Origin of the sequence: Streptomyces sp. NBC_01276 (genome assembly GCF_041435355.1) — a bacterium.
Taxonomy (GTDB): Bacteria; Actinomycetota; Actinomycetes; order Streptomycetales; family Streptomycetaceae; genus Streptomyces.
In genome coordinates this window covers 2917376-2935674 of record NZ_CP108442.1, presented here as the reverse complement: position 1 = coordinate 2935674, position 18299 = coordinate 2917376, and the positions used below count along the sequence as shown (strand labels likewise).

At 72.6% G+C, this 18299-nt stretch carries 19 protein-coding genes; 10 read left to right on the top strand and 9 right to left on the bottom strand.

The window, feature by feature from the left end; translation table 11 throughout:
• Positions 1-130 precede the first annotated feature (130 nt).
• The 5 genes from OG295_RS12580 to OG295_RS12560 all read left to right on the top strand — a co-directional run bounded on the left by OG295_RS12580 (position 131) and on the right by OG295_RS12560 (position 5242).
• The gene (locus OG295_RS12580) at positions 131-415 is read left to right on the top strand and encodes a hypothetical protein (protein WP_371676966.1); all 285 of its coding nucleotides are present in this window, start codon (positions 131-133) and stop codon (positions 413-415) included.
• A 145-nt stretch (positions 416-560) separates the two neighbouring features.
• On the top strand, positions 561-1820 hold the full coding sequence (locus OG295_RS12575; RefSeq protein WP_371676965.1) for an Ig-like domain-containing protein: 1260 nt from the start codon (positions 561-563) through the stop codon (positions 1818-1820).
• Between the two features lie 138 nt (positions 1821-1958).
• Positions 1959-3455, top strand: coding sequence for an ABC transporter permease (locus OG295_RS12570; RefSeq protein ID WP_371676964.1), 1497 nt, complete (start codon positions 1959-1961; stop codon positions 3453-3455).
• A gap of 107 nt (positions 3456-3562) precedes the next feature.
• Positions 3563-4240, top strand: a complete 678-nt coding sequence (locus OG295_RS12565; RefSeq protein WP_371676963.1) for an ABC transporter ATP-binding protein — start codon at positions 3563-3565, stop codon at positions 4238-4240.
• 33 nt (positions 4241-4273) lie between these two features.
• A complete protein-coding gene (locus OG295_RS12560) occupies positions 4274-5242 on the top strand; it encodes a GNAT family N-acetyltransferase (RefSeq protein ID WP_371676961.1) in 969 nt (322 codons plus the stop codon).
• A gap of 77 nt (positions 5243-5319) precedes the next feature.
• Here the strand turns inward: OG295_RS12560 and OG295_RS12555 are convergent, their stop codons facing one another.
• Complete coding sequence (locus OG295_RS12555; RefSeq protein WP_371676960.1) at positions 5320-6237, bottom strand: helix-turn-helix transcriptional regulator; 918 nt, start codon at positions 6235-6237, stop codon at positions 5320-5322.
• Between the two features lie 198 nt (positions 6238-6435).
• On the opposite strand from OG295_RS12555, the gene OG295_RS12550 reads away from it, so the two are divergent.
• Positions 6436-7482, top strand: coding sequence for an NAD(P)-dependent alcohol dehydrogenase (locus tag OG295_RS12550; protein ID WP_371676959.1), 1047 nt, complete (start codon positions 6436-6438; stop codon positions 7480-7482).
• A 56-nt stretch (positions 7483-7538) separates the two neighbouring features.
• Here the strand turns inward: OG295_RS12550 and OG295_RS12545 are convergent, their stop codons facing one another.
• The 3 genes from OG295_RS12545 to OG295_RS12535 all read right to left on the bottom strand — a co-directional run bounded on the left by OG295_RS12545 (position 7539) and on the right by OG295_RS12535 (position 10001).
• Positions 7539-8144, bottom strand: a complete 606-nt coding sequence (locus OG295_RS12545) for a hypothetical protein (RefSeq protein WP_371676958.1) — start codon at positions 8142-8144, stop codon at positions 7539-7541.
• Complete coding sequence (gene msrA, locus OG295_RS12540) at positions 8141-8809, bottom strand: peptide-methionine (S)-S-oxide reductase MsrA (RefSeq protein WP_371676957.1); 669 nt, start codon at positions 8807-8809, stop codon at positions 8141-8143. The genes OG295_RS12545 and msrA overlap by 4 nt, the downstream gene beginning before the upstream one ends.
• 79 nt (positions 8810-8888) lie before the next feature.
• Positions 8889-10001 (bottom strand): hypothetical protein, encoded by a 1113-nt coding sequence (locus OG295_RS12535; RefSeq protein ID WP_371676956.1) that lies wholly within the window; start codon positions 9999-10001, stop codon positions 8889-8891.
• Between the two features lie 128 nt (positions 10002-10129).
• On the opposite strand from OG295_RS12535, the gene OG295_RS12530 reads away from it, so the two are divergent.
• Entirely contained in the window at positions 10130-11287 is a 1158-nt protein-coding gene (locus tag OG295_RS12530) for a cystathionine gamma-synthase (RefSeq protein ID WP_371676955.1), read from the top strand.
• A gap of 52 nt (positions 11288-11339) precedes the next feature.
• Here OG295_RS12530 and OG295_RS12525 read toward each other — a convergent pair whose 3' ends face one another.
• From OG295_RS12525 to OG295_RS12515, 3 genes are all read right to left on the bottom strand, one after another.
• Positions 11340-11591, bottom strand: a complete 252-nt coding sequence (locus OG295_RS12525; RefSeq protein ID WP_356219778.1) for a hypothetical protein — start codon at positions 11589-11591, stop codon at positions 11340-11342.
• Positions 11588-12079 carry a sigma factor-like helix-turn-helix DNA-binding protein gene (locus OG295_RS12520; protein WP_371676954.1) on the bottom strand — a complete coding sequence of 164 codons (492 nt, stop codon included), beginning with the start codon at positions 12077-12079 and terminating at the stop codon, positions 11588-11590. Before OG295_RS12520 ends, OG295_RS12525 begins: the two co-directional genes overlap by 4 nt.
• Before the next feature lie 105 nt (positions 12080-12184).
• A complete protein-coding gene (locus OG295_RS12515; protein WP_030231211.1) occupies positions 12185-12706 on the bottom strand; it encodes a MarR family winged helix-turn-helix transcriptional regulator in 522 nt (173 codons plus the stop codon).
• A gap of 181 nt (positions 12707-12887) precedes the next feature.
• Here OG295_RS12515 and ilvA point away from each other — a divergent pair, with 181 nt between their 5' ends.
• From ilvA to OG295_RS12500, 3 genes are all read left to right on the top strand, one after another.
• A complete protein-coding gene (ilvA, locus tag OG295_RS12510; RefSeq protein ID WP_371676953.1) occupies positions 12888-14120 on the top strand; it encodes a threonine ammonia-lyase in 1233 nt (410 codons plus the stop codon).
• Between the two features lie 197 nt (positions 14121-14317).
• Complete coding sequence (locus OG295_RS12505) at positions 14318-15331, top strand: ATP-binding cassette domain-containing protein (protein ID WP_371676952.1); 1014 nt, start codon at positions 14318-14320, stop codon at positions 15329-15331.
• Positions 15328-16185: an ABC transporter permease gene (locus OG295_RS12500; protein ID WP_371676951.1), complete on the top strand. Its 858-nt coding sequence runs from the start codon at positions 15328-15330 to the stop codon at positions 16183-16185. The genes OG295_RS12505 and OG295_RS12500 overlap by 4 nt, the downstream gene beginning before the upstream one ends.
• A 74-nt stretch (positions 16186-16259) precedes the next feature.
• On the opposite strand, the gene greA is transcribed toward OG295_RS12500, so the two are convergent.
• Entirely contained in the window at positions 16260-16757 is a 498-nt protein-coding gene (gene greA, locus OG295_RS12495; RefSeq protein ID WP_371676950.1) for a transcription elongation factor GreA, read from the bottom strand.
• Between the two features lie 264 nt (positions 16758-17021).
• A complete protein-coding gene (locus OG295_RS12490; RefSeq protein WP_371676949.1) occupies positions 17022-18215 on the bottom strand; it encodes a hypothetical protein in 1194 nt (397 codons plus the stop codon).
• Positions 18216-18299 lie beyond the last annotated feature (84 nt).

The following is an 18299-nucleotide window of genomic DNA, read 5'->3' as shown; positions in this document are numbered from 1 at the left end:
CGTGTGGGCAGATGCTAGTGAAAGGGGCGGGTCGTGGGAAAGTCGAGGCTGTCGCGGGCTTACTCTCCGTCGTATGAACCCTTCTGAGACATCACGATACGTACGGCTTCGGGTGGATTTGGTCCTCGAAGTGTCCGACTCGGACGCCCTGATCGGCGCCGCCCTCGGGCACATCAAGGCCGACGAGTTCATGCCGGACGAGGAGCGCGGCCACGCCGAGTCGGCCGTGCGCGAGGACGAATGCGAGGCGCTGGCCTACCTGGTGGACCCCACCGACCTGGTCGCGGAACTGGCGGGAGTCGAGCTGGCGCAGGCCTCTTGGAGCAGCGAACCGGTCGAATACGACCCCGAGTCGCTGGAGTGGGACCTGGGCGAGGAAGATGGTGACTTCGAGGAAGAGGCCGACAACGCCTGACCGTGGGGTTGCACACATCCGAACGGAATGTGGAACCGTTCCACGTCGTAACGCGTTGTCAGGACGAGCAGGGGGGTTGATCTCCCCTGCCCGGCCCGATCCCGGGAATGCAGCCTCGGGGTTTCCGGCAACGATGGAGTGACGTGTGAGGACGTACAGCAAGCGGCGGCGAAGGTCCCTGGTGGCCGTGTCCGCCGTGCTCGGTGGCGTACTGATGCTTTCGGCCTGTAACGACGCGGGCGACGAGAAGGCAAAGGGCGGCGCGGACACGGGCAAGTCGCAGGCGGATGTGGACGCCGCGGCGGCCAAGGACACCTCCAAGGCCCGAATAGCCATCACGCCCAAGGGCGGCGCGACCAACGTCGGCCTGAACGACGCCACGAACGTCACCGTCAGCGACGGAAAGCTCACCAAGGTCGAGCTCAAGTCCACGGAGGGCGGGGCCGTCGCGGGCAAGATCTCCGCCGACGGCAAGAGCTGGAAGCCGGACGGCGCGCTGAAGCGCTCGACGAAGTACACCCTCGCGGCGACCGCGAAGGACGAGGCCGGGCGCGAGGCGCACGAGAACACCTCCTTCACGACGGTCTCCCCGGAGAACAGCTACGTCGGCTCGTTCATCCCGGACGAGGGCGAGACGGTCGGCGTGGGCATGCCCGTGTCGATCACCTTCAACAAGCCGATCAAGGACATGAAGGCCGTGCAGGCGGCCATCACGGTCTCCTCCACCAGCGGCCAGGAAGTCGTCGGCCACTGGTTCGGCAACCAGCGCCTGGACTTCCGTCCGGAGCAGTACTGGCAGGCGAACTCCACCGTCACGCTGAAGCTGGCGCTGGAGGGCGTGCAGGGTGCTCCCGGCATCCAGGGCGTCCAGAACAAGACCGTCACCTTCAAGATCGGCCGGAGCCAGGTCTCCACGGTCGACACGAAGACCAAGAAGATGACGGTCACCCGCGACGGGCAGGTCCTCAAGACCATCCCGATCTCGGCGGGCTCCCCGGAGAACCCGACCTACAACGGTCAGATGGTGATCTCCGAGAAGTTCAAGGAGACCCGGATGGACGGCTCCACTGTCGGCTTCAAGAACAGTGAGGGCAAGGGCGAGTACGACATCAAGGACGTTCCGCACGCGATGCGGCTGTCCGAGTCGGGCACCTTCATCCACGGCAACTACTGGGGATCGGACTCGATCTTCGGCAGCGTGAACACCAGCCACGGCTGTGTCGGTCTGAACGACACCAAGGGCGCCAACGACCCGGACACCGCCGGTTCCTGGTTCTTCGACAACTCGCTCATCGGCGACGTGGTCACGGTGACGAACTCCCCGGACAAGACCATCAAGCCCGACAACGGCCTCAACGGCTGGAACATGAGCTGGGCGGAGTGGAAGGCCGGTCCCTCGGCCTGAGCCGAACCGACCTGGTCCGACGCGTGAGACGGACGGCGGGAAGCCCCACACGGGCTCCCCGCCGTCCGTCTTTTCTTCTCATGGGACTCTTACCCTGGCCTTATCCGGCCATCAGGGGTGCCGCCTAATTTCGGCCGCATGTTCTTCACCTACCTCCGGCGCGAGTTGCGCCGCCGCCGGAAGGCCGCGCTCGTCGTCGCCTCCGGGCTCGCCCTCGGCATCGCCCTCGTCATCGTGGTCACCTCCGTCTCGGCGGGCATGAACGCCGCCCAGGGCAAGGTCCTCCAGTCGCTCTACGGCCTCGGCACGGACATGACCGTCACCAAGGCCCAGACCCCGCCGGGCGAGAACGGGCAACCCGGCAGGCCCCGCTTCCAGTTCGACGCCAAGGGCGACGGCGACGCGAACGCCGACGCCGAGCAGAGCCACGACATCGTGATGCCGCAGGGCTTCCAGACCCTCGACGCGGCCACGGTCGGCAAGGTGTCCGGCCAGAACGGGGTCGCGCAGGCGGTGGGCGGCCTCAGCCTCCAGGTGATGAAGGTCAACGGCCAGTTCAAGCGGGGCGAGTTGCGGCACTCCCAGGGCGGCGGCAACGGCGGCAACGGCGGCGGCCGCGGCGGGGCGGGCGGCCAGGGCGGCGCGGGCGCCGGCCAGGGCGGGACGGTCGAGGGCGGCGGTGCGAACTTCGACGTCAACTCCTTCTCCGTCTACGGTGCGGACGTGGCGCACCCCGCGCTCGGCCCGCTCACCACCTCCAAGATCACCTCCGGTCGCACCTTCCAGGCCGGCGAAACGGACACCGCCGTCGCCGTCGTGGACAGCGCGTACGCGAGCCAGAACAAGCTCGCCGTGGACGCCACGCTGACCATCAAGAACACCCCGTTCAAGGTCATCGGCATCGCCACCGCCGACAGCGGCGACGCCACCGCCAACGTCTACGTCCCGCTCAAGCAGGCCCAGACCCTGGCCGGGGCGGCCGACAAGATCACCACGGTCTACGTCCAGGCGAAGGACTCCCAGGCCATCGGCTCCGTCAAGCAGGCCATCCAGAAGAACGTCCCCGACACCACGGTCACCACCTCCGCCGACCTCGCGGACACCGTCTCCGGCTCCCTCTCCACGGCCTCCTCGCTGGCCTCCACCGTCGGCACCTGGCTCTCGTACGCCGTCCTCGCCGCGGCCTTCCTCGTCGCCGGCCTGCTCACCTCCTCCGCCGTCTCCCGCCGGGTCAGGGAGTTCGGCACCCTCAAGGCGCTCGGCTGGAAGAGCAGCCGCGTCACCCGCCAGGTCGCCGGAGAAGCCCTGGTCAACGGCCTGATCGGCGGAGTGCTCGGGATCGGCGTCGGACTCGCCGCCGCCTACGCGATCACCGCCGTCAGCCCCAGCCTCACCGCGCAGCTCGCGGGCGGGGGCGGCGGCCGCGGGGGGCGCGGCGGAGGCCGGATGTTCGGCGGCGCCGCCCGCCAGGCGGCCGGAAAGGCCGTGGACGTGGCGCTCACCGCTCCCGTCTCGCTCGCCACCATCGGCCTGGCCGTCGCCCTCGCGGTGGCCGGAGGCCTCGTCGCGGGCGGCTTCGGCGGCTGGCGCGCCTCCCGGCTGCGGCCCGCGGACGCCCTGCGCCGCGTCGAGTAGCCCGCACGGCGGCCCGCGCCGGCCACCGACGCCGGCGCGCCCGTCCGCGCCCGTCCGTACGGGCCACGCACGTGGCCGCGTACCTCCACAGCAACCGAGGGAACCAGATGTACCAGCTCACCGGAGTCACCAAGCGCTACCGGCGCGGCAAGGAAACCATCGACGCGCTCGCCGGCGTCGACCTGACCATCGAGGACGGCGGCCGGCTCGTCATCCAGGGACCCACCGGCGGCGGCAAGTCCACCCTGCTCCAGATGCTCGGCGCGCTCGACCGGCCCACGACGGGACAGGTCGTCCTCGACGGACTCGACCTGGCCACCGTCTCCGAGGCCCGCCTGACCCGGGTCCGCGCCGAGAACATCGGCTTCGTCTTCCAGTCCTTCAACCTCATCCCGACGCTCACCGCCCAGGAGAACGTCGAGACGGCCCTCGTCCCCCTCGGCCTGAAGGCCGGCGAGCGGCGCGCACGGGCCGCCGAGGCCCTGGAGTCGGTGGGGCTGGGCGAGCGGATGGGCCACCTGCCCGGCGAGATGTCCGGCGGCCAGCAGCAGCGCGTCGCCATCGCGCGGGCACTCGTCAAGAAGCCCAAGGTGCTGCTCGCCGACGAGCCCACCGGCAACCTCGACGAATCCATGCGCGACGAGATCATGGACCTGCTGGAAGGGCTCTGGAAGGAGCACGGGCTGACCTTCGTGATGGTCACCCACGACAGCGCCCTCGCCCGCCGGGCACCCCGCCTGGCAACCATCCGGCACGGCAGGGTGACCATCACCGAAAACCCCTGAACGGACCGGTCGGGCACGGCCTAGGGTCCGGGTATGACGAAGATCCACATGCTGTCCGTTCCCCCGACCGACGACGAGGTGGACGCCTGGTGGGCGGTCCAGGTCGCCGCCCACGCCGCCGACGCCGCGGCCCTGCCCGGCCTGCCCCCGCCCGCCCGGGTGGAGGCCGCCGGGCGGCTGCGCGTGACACCCGTCCGCGGCCGGCTGTGCCACTGGGTCACCGAGGACGGCGACGGGCACGCGTCCCTGATGCTCTTCACCGAACCGGGCAACACGCACACCGCGTTCCTGGAGGAGCTGACCGTACGGCCCGACGCGCGCCGGCGGGGGGTGGGCACGGCCCTGTGGCAGCGGATCCGTGAGGAACTGCGGGAGCAGGGCCGCACCTCCGTCGCCACCGTCGCCGACATCGGCGGCCCCGGCCAGGCCTTCGCCGAGTCCCTCGGCTTCGAGAACGTGCTGCCGATCGGCTGGTACGTCCAGGAACTCCCGCAGGCCGCCCCCGAGGTCCCCGACACTCCCGGCTACGAGCTCCTGACCTGGCCCGGCCTGGTCCCCGACGCCTGGGCCCCGGCCACCGCCGTCGCCCACGCGGCCATGGAGGACGCCCCGAGCGGCGACAGCGACGAGCAGTTCCCGACCTGGACGCCCGAGCGGGTGCACGCCGCGCAGCAGCTGGTCCTGGACCGGGGCGGGGACATCACCGTCGTCGCGGCCGTCACCCCGGCCGGGGAGGTCGCCGCGTACACCGCGCTCGTACTGCCGGACCCGCACGGCCCGCGCGCCCTCCAGTACGACACCGTCGTCGTCCCCGCGCACCGGGGACACGGCCTGGGACGGGCGGTCAAGCTGCGGATGCTCGCCGAGGCCGCCGCCCGCCACCCGGAGCTGCGCCGCGTCGGCACCACCGTGGCCGACGAGAACACCCCGATGCGCGCCGTGAACGAAGCCCTCGGCTACCGGCACGAGCGCGACGCGGGGCTCTTCCAGCTCAAGCTCTGACGCGTGGGGCGGGGCGGCGGGGCGGGCGCGGGACGCGGGGCGCGTGCAGCCGGCCCGGCCCGGCCGCGCCCCGCCCCTCAGCCCGGCTGCTCGGCCGCCGCCGACGTGGCCGACGTGGACGCCGCCGACGCGGCGGCGCTCGGCGACGGCGCAGTCCAGGACGACAGCATCCGCAACGCGTCCGCCGAGGGCGAGCCCGGCTCTGCGTGGTACGTCACCAGGAACTGCGCCGGGTCGTCGGGCAGCGTCAGCGTCTCGAACGACAGCGACAGCTCACCCACCAGCGGGTGCCGCAGCCGCTTCACCCCGTGCGTCTTGTTGTCCGCCACCGTGTGCGCCGCCCACAGCCGCCGGAACTCCTCGTTCTTCACCGACAGCTCACCCACCAGCGCCGAGAGCTGCTCGTCGTCCGGGAACTGGCCGGCGTACATGCGCAGGTTGCTGACCACCTCGCACGCCCTGCACTCCCACTCCGCGTACAGCTCCGCCGTCGCCGGATCCAGGAACACCAGCCGCACCAGGTTCCGCTCGGCCGGCGGCAGCGCCCCGAAGTCCCCGAAGACCGCCGCGGCGAGCGGGTTCCAGCCGATGACGTCCTGCCGCCGCCCCACCAGGTACGCCGGCACCCCGTCCATCGCCTCCAGCAGCGAACGCAGCCCCGGCCGGACCTGCTGCGGCCGCCGGGCCCGGCTGCGCCGGTTGCGGGTCCGCGGGCTCGCCAGGTGGTTCAGGTGCGCCGACTCCGCGCCGTCCAGGCGCAGCGCCCGCGCGATGGCGTCCAGCACCTCGGCGGACACGTTCTGGCCGTGCCCCTGCTCCAGGCGCGTGTAGTACGCCACCGAAACCCCGGCCAGCTGGGCCAGCTCCTCACGGCGCAGCCCCGGTACCCGGCGGTGGCGCCCGTAGTCGGGCAGGCCCACGTCCTCCGGGCGCAGACGGGCCCGGCGGGTCCGCAGGAACTCTCCCAGTTCGGCACGCTGATCAAGGTGGTCCATACCGAAATTATCCCCGCCGGGGGGTCCGGACGCGGGGCCGAGCCTGACCCCGCCAGGGGTAGGTTCACCGGTCCTAGGTTCGGCAGGGGGCTGGGTCACCCGCCCGCGGCGCGGCATCGTGGCGTCCATCGCAGCACGGACGCCGCGGCCCGCCGATCGGGCCGGCCCGGCGTCCTCGTCCGAGGAAAGAGCACCCCCATGTCCGTCACCCAGGTCGCCGCCTACGCCGCCCCCGCCCCCAAGGCCCCGCTGGAGCGCACCACCGTGCCGCGCCGCCCTGTGGGCGAGCACGACGTCCTCATCGACATCAAGTACGCCGGCATCTGCCACTCCGACATCCACCAGGCCCGCGACGGCTGGGGCGAGGGCATCTTCCCCATGGTCCCGGGCCACGAGATCGCCGGCGTCGTCGCCGAAGTCGGCCCGGGCGTCACCAGGTTCGCGGTCGGGGACCGGGTGGGCGTCGGCTGCATCGTCGACAGCTGCCGCGCGTGCGAGCAGTGCCTCGCCGGCCAGGAGCAGTACTGCGCCGAGGGCATCACGGGCACGTACAACGCCGTCGACAGGAACGGCGAGCCCACGTACGGCGGTTACTCCACCCACGTCGTCGTCGACGAGAACTACACCCTCCGCATCCCCGACGGCCTCGCCCTCGACGTCGCCGCGCCGCTGCTGTGCGCCGGCATCACCCTCTACTCCCCGCTGCGCCACTGGCAGGCGGGCCCCGGCAAGAAGGTCGCCGTCGTCGGCCTCGGCGGCCTCGGCCACATGGGCGTGAAGATCGCGAACGCACTCGGCGCGGAGGTCACCGTCCTCTCGCAGAGCCTGCGCAAGAAGGAGGACGGCCTGCGGCTGGGCGCCTCCCACTACTACGCGACGAGCGACGGGACCACCTTCGAGAAGCTCGTCGGCAGCTTCGACCTGATCCTCTCCACCGTCTCGGCGCCGCTCCCGCTGGACGAGTACCTGCGCCTGCTGAAGGTCGGCGGCGCGTTCGTGAACGTCGGCGCCCCGGAGGAGCCGGTCGCGCTGAACCTGTTCTCCGTCATCGGCGGCCGCAAGACCCTCGCCGGCTCGATGATCGGCGGCATCGCCGAGACCCAGGAGATGCTGGACTTCTGCGCCGGGCACGGTCTGGGCGCCGAGATCGAGGTGATCGCCGCCGAGCAGGTCAACGAGGCGTACGAGCGGGTGCTGGCCAGCGACGTCCGCTACCGCTTCGTCATCGACGCCGCGACGATCTGACGCACCGTCCGGATCGCCGGGGCCGGGGCCCGTCCGGCCCCCGGGCCCCGGCGGGCTCAGTAGCCCGAAGGGTGTGCGGACAGCCAGGCGGAGTGCCGGTCGCGCATCCGGTCCCGTTCCCCAGGGGTGGGGAGGATGACGTCCGCGCCGCCGTCGTACGGGTGGTGGATGCGGGTGAGGTCCGGGTCCGTGACGAAGACGCCGGGCAGGCTGTCGTCGGCGGCCGCGCGGAGCAGCGCGTCGATGCCGCCGCGCTGCCAGCGGCGCCGGTCGGCGTAGAAGTACCAGCGGGTGTGGCACTCCGGATCCGGGTCGTCGGTTTCGTCCAGGGTGGTCCACACCGTGCCCTCCGGGTGGAGGGCACGGCGGTGGTGCGACCACTGCGTCGGCTCGGCCGGGTCGGCCCAGTCGGTGGTCACCACGTAACACTCGCCGCCCCCGAAGAGCTCGTCGAGGACGGTGTTGTAGCGGTCGAGGAGGACCGCGTACTCCGCCTCGTCCTGCGCGTACCGCTTCGACTCGGGCAGGCTGTGGAAGCGCACCCAGCGGTCCTGGTACACCGCCTTCAGGTCCCACGGCAGCCACGGCCCGGCGGGCCGGTGCGCCTGCCAGAGCCGGGTCAGCCGTTCGTGCGCGGGGTCGGGGAGGAGGGGGCCGCTCATTCCGCGGGCGCCCCGGCGATGCCGATCGGGCAGGAGACGCCCGTACCGCCGATGCCGCAGTAGCCCGCCGGGTTCTTGTCGAGGTACTGCTGGTGGTACGGCTCCGCCGGCCAGAAGGGGCGGTCCGAGGCCGGGAGGACGGCCGTGGTGATCTCGCCGTAGCCGGAGGAGGTGAGGACCCGCTGGTAGGCGTCGCGGGAGGCCTCCGCCGTGGCCTGCTGGGCGGGGGAGTGGGTGTAGAGCGCCGAGCGGTACTGGGTGCCGACGTCGTTGCCCTGGCGGAAGCCCTGCGTGGGGTCGTGGGACTCCCAGAACAGCTTCAGGAGCGTCTCGTAGGAGACCAGCGCCGGGTCGAAGACCACCCGGACGACCTCGGTGTGGCCGGTCTGCCCCGAGCACACCTCCTCGTACTCCGGGTTCTCGGTGAAGCCGCCCTGGTAGCCGGCGAGGGTGGTCCACACCCCCGGGGTCTGCCAGAACTTGCGCTCCGCGCCCCAGAAACAGCCGAGGCCGAAGTCGGCGACCTCCAGGTGCGCCGGGTAGGGGCCGGCGAGCGGGTTGCCGAGGACCGTGTGGCGCTCGGGCAGGGAGAACTGCGCGTGGGCGCGGCCCTTCAGGGCCTCCTCGCGGGTGGGCAGCTCGGGCGTGCGGCGGTACGAGAACATGGGGATTCCCTCCTTGTACGTGTCTCAACGGGCAGGGGCCGGGTGGGATTCCCGGCCCCCGGGCCCGTTCCGCGGACCGTCAGTGGGGGAGCGTCGCCGGGGAGCCGCCGTTGGCCTCGTAGCCGGCCACCGCCATGGCCCGGCACACCGCGTACGAGGCCGCCGGGTCCTGCGAGGCCGACCACGGCAGGGCGCCCACGCAGCCGTCCACGTGCCGGACCTGCTCCATCGCCTCCGCCCACCGCTCCATGTTCACCAGGAACAGCAGCAGCAGGTGCCGTACGTGCGCCAGCATCGGGTCGTCGGGCCGCGCCGTGTGCACCGCGTACAGCGCGCCCTCCACCGCCCGCGTGACGACCGAGCTCTCCCAGAAGCTGCTCACGAGGACCACGTCCGGCAGGTGCTCGTACACCGCGAAGAGCGGGAGCGCCGCCAGGAGCGAGCCCTGCGGCGCGCGGGCCGCCGCCGCGTGCGCGAAGGCGTCGGCCTTCTCGCGCGAACCGTGCCACTTCTCGCACCAGTACTGCAGGGCCGCCAGGTGCGCGCCCATGTGGGCCGGGGCCACGTCCATCACCTTCGCCCACAGCGCGTCGAACTCGGCCTCCGAGTACCCCAGCGCCCGCGCGACCGCCAGCTCCGTGATGAAGGGGACCGGGTCGCCCGGGGCCAGCAGGGCGGCCCTGCGGCAGGCGTCGCGGGCCTCCTCCACGATGATCCGGTGGTCGTCGGAGCCCACCCCGCCCGAGTGCCGCCACGCCTGCTGCACCAGCAGCTCCGCGTGCACCTGGGCGCCGCCCGCGTCCTTCTCCTGCTCCAGGCGCCACGCCTTGAGCCAGACCGCGCCGGTCCCGGGCTGCCGTACGAGCTCCAGCGCGGCCGCCCCGCCGAAGGCCTGTACCCGCTGCCAGCGCCGTTCGCCGTCCTTCGGGGTCCCGGCGAGCAGCGCGGACGCGGCCTTCCAGCTGCCGGTGCGCTGGACGTTCTCCAGGGCGTCCATCAGGTCCCGGTCCGGCCCCGGCACCCGGATGTCCAGGTCCTCCTGGCGCGCGAAGCCGTAGTCCGCGGGGTCGGCGGCGTCGGGGCTGCCGGGCGCGACCAGCCGCGGGCCGCCACCGCCGCGCCTGGCCCGTACGAACTGGAACGTCATGGCCGCGGCCAGGGCGAGCCCCATCAGGACCCAGATCATCTGCATGCCCTCCAGCGAACCAGACCGGGCGGGGCAAACGCGAATGTCCCCGGCCCCGCCGCGGTCAGCGTCCCGTCGGCGCACCGTCAGGCCGGAAGAGGACCACGGCCCGGCCGGGGCATAGCATCTGCCCCATGAGCGACGACAGCCACGAGCACCAGAGCTTCGAGACCCGCGCGATCCACGCGGGCAACACGGCGGACCCGCGGACCGGCGCGGTCGTGCCCCCGATCTACCAGGTGTCCACGTACAAGCAGGACGGTGTGGGCGGACTGCGCGAAGGCTACGAGTACAGCCGCAGCGGCAACCCCACCCGTACCGCGCTGGAGGAGAACCTCGCGGCGCTGGAGGGCGGCCGGCGCGGCCTCGCCTTCGCGTCCGGGCTCGCCGCCGAGGACTGCCTGCTGCGCACGCTGCTCTCCCCGGGCGACCACGTGGTCATCCCCAACGACGCCTACGGCGGCACCTTCCGCCTCTTCGCGAAGGTCGTCTCCCGCTGGGGCGTGGAGTGGTCGGTGGCCGACACCTCCGACGCGGACTCCGTGCGGGCGGCCCTGACCCCGAAGACCAAGCTCATCTGGGTCGAGACCCCCTCGAACCCGCTGCTCGGCATCACCGACATCGAGATGATCGCCGGCATCGCGCGCTCGGCGGGCGCCAGGCTGGTCGTGGACAACACCTTCGCGTCCCCCTACCTCCAGCAGCCCCTCGCGCTCGGCGCCGACGTGGTCGTGCACTCGCTGACCAAGTACATGGGCGGCCACTCCGACGTCGTCGGCGGCGCGCTCGTCACCGCCGACGAGGCCCTCGGCGAGGAACTCGCCTACCACCAGAACGCGATGGGCGCGGTCGCCGGGCCCTTCGACTCCTGGGTCGTGCTGCGCGGCATCAAGACCCTCGCCGTGCGCATGGACCGGCACGCGGAGAACGCAGCGAAGATCGTCGAGGTGCTCAAGCGCCACCCGAAGGTCACCAAGGTCCTCTACCCGGGCCTGCCCGAGCACCCGGGCCACGAGATCGCCGCCAAGCAGATGCGCAACTTCGGCGGCATGGTCTCCTTCCAGGTCGCCGGCGGCGAGGAGGAGGCCGTGGCGGTCTGCGGCCGGACCAGGATCTTCACCCTCGCCGAGTCCCTCGGCGGCGTCGAGTCCCTCATCGAGCACCCGGGCCGGATGACCCACGCCTCGGTGGCCGGCTCGGCCCTGGAGGTCCCGGCGGACCTGATCCGCGTCTCCGTCGGCATCGAGAACGCCGACGACCTCATCGCGGACCTCACCCAGGCCCTGGGCTAGGTCCCCCGGGGCCCCGGCCCCGGGACCGCCGTCCCCCGCCGCCCCCGGAGGCCTACCAGCCCTCCAGGGGCGGCGACACGTCGGCGGGCGGCGTGACCCAGGGGTGCGTGAGCGCCGCCCACACCGTGAAGGCCAGCGCCGCCGCGCAGAGCACCGCCCAGCCGAACCGGCGCAGCGCCCGGCGGCGGCGCAGCATCCGCCGGCCGTGGGCCGCCGCGGCCGCCGCCAGACCGGCCGGTACCGCGGGGTGCGGCCCCTCCAGCAACGCCCTGACCTGGGCTTCCTTACGGTCGAGGGGGCTCATGCGGCCTCCTGTGCGGGGGCGCGCATGGTGGCCACCGCCCGGTTGCAGACGGCCTCGACCCGCTCCGGCGTCAGGCCCAGCTGCGCGGCCGTGACTTCCTCGGCGACACCCTCGTAGACCCGCATCACCAGGACGAGCCGCTCCAGCGGGTTCAGCCGGGCGAGCACCCCGGTGCCCGGGGGCAGCCGCCGGGCGGTGCGGGCGTAGGCCGCGCACAGCTCCTGGCGGGTGTGGTCGTACGGGTCGTCGCCGCGCAGCCGCTCCCAGTGCGCGTACGTACGCGCCAGCGCCCCGGCCAGGATCCGGCGCGCGGCGGGCGCCGCCGTGGACGCGCCCGCGGGCGCCCCGGCCGATGCCCCGCCGGGCGCCCCCGCCGGTGCTCCCGACAGGGGTTCGGCCGTCAGCAGGACCGCGACGTGCAGGAGCCGCCCCGCCGCGCCCGCGACGAAGGCCTCGAACTCCGGGTCGCGCCCTGAACGCCGGTCCACGGCACCCATGGTGGGGCCGGTGCCACCACCCCGGTCAAGGGGTCGGACGCCGCCGGATCGGGGAGTGCGCCGCGGGGGCGGCCCCGCCGGTGCGCGGGCGTCGGCTCAGGAGGCCGGGCCGCCCTCGGCCGCCGCGGCCATCAGCTCGGACAGCGACAGGTTGAAGCGGGTCAGCAGCGTCGTGAACGCCTCGCGCTCCTCCTCCGCCCACCCCTCGGTCACCCGCGCCATCAGCTCGCGCCGCGAGGAGCGGACCTCCTCCAGCCGCGCCAGGCCCCGCGCCGACAGCGCGAGCACGACGGCCCGGCCGTCCTCGGGGTGCGAGGTCCGCTTGACCAGGCCGGTGTCGACGAGCGGGGCGACCTGCCGGGTCACGGTGGACGAGTCGATGCCCATCCCGCCCGCCAGCGCCTTCACGCCCATCGGGCCCTCCAGGTCGAGCCGGTTCAGCAGCAGGTACGCGGCCCGGTCCATCGAGTTGCGGGCCTGGCCGACACCGCCGAGGCGGGTCTGCTCGGCCCGCCGGGCGAAGACGGCCACCTGGTGCTGGAGCGCGTCGAGGAGACCGGATCCGGCGGGCGCTTCGGCCGCCGCGGGCAGGTCGGAACTGGCCGGGATGGAGGGCATGGCCGTGGGCTCTCTTCGCTGGGTCCGACAAGGCTGGGGGACAGAGTAACCGGCTGTACGGCGGCTCGTACGCCGCGTACGAGAACTGATACGGCCCACGGCTCCGGGCGCCCCGCGGTCGTCCCGGATGGCGAGATTTCGCCCATGCGCCGGGATGTCCGCGGGCTGCGAGACTGGCGGCATGAACTACCGCGTGCCCCAGCCCGTCCCGCAGGTCATCCTCGACGACGTCAGGGGTGCCCAGAAGATGCTCTCGGGCGTCTCCCGGGTGACGGCGATGGAGGGCAGCCGGCACCTGTCGGCCCTCACCGGGTCCCCGGTCCACCTCAAGTGCGAGAACCTCCAGCGGACCGGCTCCTTCAAACTGCGCGGGGCGTACGTGCGCATCGCGGGCCTGCGCCCCGAACAGCGCGCGGCGGGCGTCGTCGCCGCCAGCGCGGGCAACCACGCGCAGGGCGTGGCCCTCGCCTCCTCCCTGCTCGGGGTCCGCTCCACGGTGTTCATGCCCGTCGGCGCCCCGCTGCCGAAGGTGGCCGCGACCGAGGAGTACGGCGCGGAGGTGCGCCTGCACGGCCAGGTCGTCGACGAGACCCTCGCCGCGGCGCAGGAGTACGCGGACCGCACCGGGGCGGTGTTCATCCACCCCTTCGACCACCGCGACGTCATCGCGGGCCAGGGCACGGTGGGCCTGGAGATCCTGGAGCAGTGCCCCGAGGTGCGCACGATCCTCGTCGGCATCGGCGGCGGCGGGCTCGCCGCCGGAGTCGCCGTCGCGGTCAAGGCGCTGCGCCCGGACGTGAAGGTCATCGGGGTGCAGGCGGCGGGGGCGGCCGCCTACCCGCCCTCGCTCCGGGCCGGGCACCCGGTGTCCATCGACAACCCGACGACGATGGCGGACGGCATCAAGGTCGGCCGCCCCGGCGACGTCCCCTTCGCGATCATCGGGGAGCTGCTGGACGACGTGCGGACGGTGTCGGAGGACGCCCTCTCCTCGGCCCTGCTGCTCTGCCTGGAGCGGGCCAAGCTGGTCGTCGAGCCGGCCGGCTGCGCTCCGGTGGCCGCCCTGCTGAGCGAGCCCGAACGCTACGGGGGCGGCCCGGTCGTCGCCGTCCTGTCCGGCGGCAACATCGACCCGCTGCTGCTCCAGCGGATCCTGCGGTTCGGGATGGCGGCGGCCGGGCGGTACCTGTCGCTGCGGCTGCGCGTGAGCGACCGGCCGGGTGCCCTGGCGGGCCTGCTGGGGGTGCTGACCACGGTGGACGCCAACGTCCTGGACGTCAGCCACGTACGTACCGACCCGCGCCTGGGGCTCACCGAGGTCGAGGTGGAGCTGCACCTGGAGACGAAGGGGCCCGAGCACTGCACGCAGGTCGCCCGCACCCTGCACGGCGCGGGCTACACGGTCGTCGGCTGACGGGCGGGGGCGCGGGGGTGCGGGCCCCCGGGGCCGCGGGCGGGGCACGGAGGAACGTTCACAGCCATGGCGCAACGCGATATGACGCGATACGGTGCGGTCGTGCCGGACGACGCTGCCCGGCACACCTTGCATTCGCGTAGGAACGCCCCGATTCTGCCGCGCCCAACGGCCCGATTCACTCTGGGAGCATCCATATGCCAGGCGCCATTTACGCCGAAGGCCTGGTCAAGACCTTCGGCGACGTACGGGCTCTGGACGGCGTGGACCTCGATGTCCCCGAAGGCACCGTGCTGGGGCTCCTCGGCCCCAACGGCGCCGGCAAGACCACGACCGTCCGCGTCCTGACCACCCTCCTCCAGCCCGACCACGGCCGGGCCCTCGTCGCGGGGATCGACGTCCTCAAGCACCCCGACGAGGTCCGCCGCTCCATAGGCCTCTCCGGCCAGTTCGCCGCCGTCGACGAGTACCTCACCGGCCGCGAGAACCTCCAGATGGTCGGCCGGCTCTACCAGATGACGGGCAAGGCGGCGAAGGCCCGCGCCGCCGAACTCCTGGAGCGCTTCAACCTCGCCGACGCCGCCGACCGCACCGCCAAGACCTACTCCGGCGGCATGCGCAGGCGCCTCGACCTCGCCGCCGCCCTCGTCGTGCGCCCGCCCGTGATGTTCATGGACGAGCCGACCACCGGCCTCGACCCCCGCAACCGGCAGGCCCTGTGGGACGTCATCGAGGAACTCGTCGCCGGCGGCACCACCCTGCTGCTCACCACCCAGTACCTGGAAGAGGCCGACCGCCTCGCCCACGACATCGCCGTGGTCGACAGCGGCAAGGTCATCGCCCGGGGCACCTCCGACCAGCTCAAGGCCCAGACGGGCGGCGAGCGGGTGGAGGTCGTCGTCCACGAACGCGACCACATCGCCACCGCGCGCGCCGTCCTCGCCGGCTTCGGCAAGGGAGAGGCCACGGTCGAGGAGCACACGCGCAAGCTCACCGTCCCGGTCTCGGGCGGCGCCAAACTGCTCGCCGAGGTCATCCGCGAGCTGGACGCCCGGGGCATCGAGATCGACGACATCGGTCTGCGCCGCCCCACCCTGGACGACGTCTTCATCTCCCTCACCGGCCACGCGGCCGAGCTGGCCGCGGACGAGGACGCCGCCACCGGCGGCGCCGCCGGGGCCGCGGGCGCCCGCAAGGAGGCGGCGAAGTGACCATCACCTCCCGGGCCGCGGAACCCGTGTCCCCCCGCCCCCGCGGTGGCGCCGTCCGGAGCGTGCGCGACTCCCTGGTGATCGCCAAGCGGAACCTCATCCGGATGTCCCGGATCCCCGAGATGATCATCTTCGGCGTCATCCAGCCGGTGATGTTCGTCGTCCTGTTCAGCTACGTCTTCGGCGGCTCCATCGCCGTCGGCGGCAGCACCTCACCGGCCGCCTACCGCGAGTTCCTGATGGCCGGCATCTTCGCCCAGACCGTCACCTTCGCCACCGCCGGCGCGGGCGCCGGCATCGCGGACGACATGCACAAGGGCCTCATCGACCGCTTCCGCTCCCTGCCCATGGCCCGTGGCGCGGTGCTGACCGGCCGCACCCTCGCCGACCTCGTCCAGACCTCCCTCACCCTGGTCGTCCTGGCGGTCGTGGCCCTGCTCGTCGGCTGGCGCACCCACACGGGCTTCGTCGAGGTGATCTCCGGCTTCGCCCTGCTGCTCCTGCTCGGCTACGCCTTCTCCTGGATCGGCGCCCTGATCGGCCTGTCGGTGCGCACCCCGGAGGCGGCCACCTCGGGCGGGCTGATCTGGCTGTTCCCGCTCACGTTCATCTCGAACGCCTTCGTCCCCTCCGACAACATGCCGCCCTTCCTGCGGCACATCGCGGAGTGGAACCCCTTCAGCGCGACCGTCCAGGCGGCCCGCGAACTGTTCGGCAACCTCCCCGAGGGCTACCCGGTCCCCGACGCCTGGCCCATGCAGCACCCGGTCCTCGCGTCGGTCCTGTGGTCGGTGCTCATCGTCGTGGTGTTCCGCACCCTCGCGGTCCGCAAGTACCGCTCGGCGACCGCCTGAGACACGGCCCCGTACGCGCGAGAGCCCCCCGCGGACCAGGTCCGCGGGGGGCTCGTGTGCGTGCAGGGGCGGGATCAGCCGGTGAAGGGCTTGACGGCCAGGATCCTGACCGCGGCCTTCTTGCCGTTCGGGAGCTCGTACTCGGCGTCCTCGCCGACCTTCTTGCCCAGCACACCGCTGCCCAGCGGGGACTGCGGGGAGTAGGTCTCGAAGTCCGAGGACGCGTACTCGCGGGAGGCCAGCAGGAACTCCAGCGTGTCGTCCTCGTCGCCGTCGAACGCGATCGTCACCAGCGTGCCGGGGGCGACCACGCCCTCCGCGGCGGGCGCGGTGCCGACCTTCGCGTTCTCCAGGAGCTGGGTGAGCTGCCGGACGCGGAGCTCCTGCTTGCCCTGCTCCTCCTTGGCCGCGTGGTAACCGCCGTTCTCCCGGAGGTCCCCCTCTTCCCGGGCGGCCGCGATCTTCATCGCGATCTCCGTGCGGGCAGGACCAGAGAGGTAGTCCAGCTCGGCCTTCAGCTGGTCGTACGCCGCCTGGGTCAGCCAGGTGACGCTCTCGCTCGTCTGGGTCACGGGTGCTCCTCGTCGGTACAGGGGACTACAAAGCCGCCAGCGGCGGGCGAAACCACGAGCCTAACAATTCGGGAAGAAAAGGGGGAGGACACCCTGTGTATGAAGTGTGTCATTGCGGCCGGTGAGCGCGTGCGGAGTCCCGGGCCCCACCACCGGCGCGGCACGGGTCGCGCACCCCCCTGAACGTCCCGAGGGACGTGCTCTCCCCGGGCGCGGCGCACGCGGCGCGGACCCGTCGCCGCGGCGAGTCCGCGCCGCCTTCGGTCAGCGCTCGAAGTTCGTCAGGACGCAGCCCTCGACCTGCGACTTCTCCAGCCGGTAGCCCGCGGGGGCGGTGAAGCCGGTCTCGCAGTTCAGGTACAGGAACTGCAACTGGTAGAGCCCGAACCGCACCTCCTTGCTGTTGGTCTCCACGGCGACGTTCGTCCCCACCAGCAGCTTGCTCGCGGTCAGCCTCAGCCGTCCGTCGTCCGCCAGGTCGGCCAGCTGGGCCGCCTTGGCCTTGCTCTGGAGGGCCTTCATGTCACCGACGGTGTCCAGCCAGTTCAGGTTGTGCGCGCGCTGCGCCCCGCCGAGCTGTCCGCAGACCGCCCGCTCCCTGACGCCCCAGGTGCGGGGGTCGTCGCCCTGCACGACCGGCTGGTAGTCGATCGACTCGACGTGTTCGTCGGTGACGGTCATCTCCGTGCAGTCGACGGTGTGCGGGCTGACGAGCTTCTTCAGCTCGGCGAGGCTGCCGGCGCTCGCCAGTCCCAGACTTCCGGTGGCCGGCTGGCCGGGCTTCTCGGGCCCCTCGGTGGAGGGGTCGTGCGGGACCTCCAGGTTCTGGCTGCCCTCACCGTCCTTGCTGTTGACGAAGTCGGTGAGCACGCAGTAGTCGACCAGGGGCTTCTCGCTCTTGTAGCCGGCCGGCACGGCGAAGCCCGGGTTGCAGGTCAGGATGCGCAGGTCGGAGTTGACGAGGTCCACGGCGGTCCTGGTCTTGGTGGGGACGGCCACGAAGCCCTTGCCGACGATCACCCGGCTGAAGACGCCGAAGGAGCCGTTGCCCCCGCGCATCTCCTTCTGGGTGTGGTCGTAGTAGGCCTGCTGGAAGGTCTTCATGTCCGAGACCAGGTAGATGATGATGTCGCCGTGCCGCTTGACGTCCGTGCAGGCGCCGCGGCCGGTGACGGCCCAGTCGCCGTCCTTCGTGTCGTCCGTGGCCGGCAGCCGGGTGTCGTCCGGGCCCGTGCCCAGCCGCTCGCAGGAGGTGAACTTCTGGAGGTAGGCCTGCGCCTCGGCCAGTGAGGCCGGCGCGGGGCCGGTGGCGCCGGGAGCGCTCGGGGCCGGGGCTCCGGCGGTCGCGGCGGGAGGCGTGGACGCCGGCCCCGCCTTGGCGGGGTCCTCGCAGGCGGCGGTGAGGGCCACGAGGGGGGCGAGGGCTGCGGTCGCGGTCAGGATCCGCTTGAAGCGCATGAAGTTCTTCCGTCGGCTCGACAGGGCACGGGGGATGGCGTGTACATGCTAGACATGTACGTGATCATGCCCCGGGCTTCCGCC

Excerpts from the sequence above, each read along its gene's own strand:
- OG295_RS12515 (WP_030231211.1), bottom strand. The coding sequence starts at position 12,706 with ATGCCCTCCATCCCGGCCAGTTCCGACCTGCCCGCGGCGGCCGAAGCG.
- OG295_RS12525 (WP_356219778.1), bottom strand. The coding sequence starts at position 11,591 with ATGAGCCCCCTCGACCGTAAGGAAGCCCAGGTCAGGGCGTTGCTGGAG.
- OG295_RS12505 (WP_371676952.1), top strand. The coding sequence starts at position 14,318 with ATGCCAGGCGCCATTTACGCCGAAGGCCTGGTCAAGACCTTCGGCGAC.
- OG295_RS12570 (WP_371676964.1), top strand. The coding sequence starts at position 1,959 with ATGTTCTTCACCTACCTCCGGCGCGAGTTGCGCCGCCGCCGGAAGGCC.
- OG295_RS12490 (WP_371676949.1), bottom strand. The coding sequence starts at position 18,215 with ATGCGCTTCAAGCGGATCCTGACCGCGACCGCAGCCCTCGCCCCCCTC.
- OG295_RS12545 (WP_371676958.1), bottom strand. The coding sequence starts at position 8,144 with ATGAGCGGCCCCCTCCTCCCCGACCCCGCGCACGAACGGCTGACCCGG.
- OG295_RS12555 (WP_371676960.1), bottom strand. The coding sequence starts at position 6,237 with ATGGACCACCTTGATCAGCGTGCCGAACTGGGAGAGTTCCTGCGGACC.
- OG295_RS12565 (WP_371676963.1), top strand. The coding sequence starts at position 3,563 with ATGTACCAGCTCACCGGAGTCACCAAGCGCTACCGGCGCGGCAAGGAA.
- OG295_RS12550 (WP_371676959.1), top strand. The coding sequence starts at position 6,436 with ATGTCCGTCACCCAGGTCGCCGCCTACGCCGCCCCCGCCCCCAAGGCC.
- msrA (WP_371676957.1), bottom strand. The coding sequence starts at position 8,809 with ATGTTCTCGTACCGCCGCACGCCCGAGCTGCCCACCCGCGAGGAGGCC.
- OG295_RS12535 (WP_371676956.1), bottom strand. The coding sequence starts at position 10,001 with ATGCAGATGATCTGGGTCCTGATGGGGCTCGCCCTGGCCGCGGCCATG.
- OG295_RS12530 (WP_371676955.1), top strand. The coding sequence starts at position 10,130 with ATGAGCGACGACAGCCACGAGCACCAGAGCTTCGAGACCCGCGCGATC.
- OG295_RS12560 (WP_371676961.1), top strand. The coding sequence starts at position 4,274 with ATGACGAAGATCCACATGCTGTCCGTTCCCCCGACCGACGACGAGGTG.
- ilvA (WP_371676953.1), top strand. The coding sequence starts at position 12,888 with ATGAACTACCGCGTGCCCCAGCCCGTCCCGCAGGTCATCCTCGACGAC.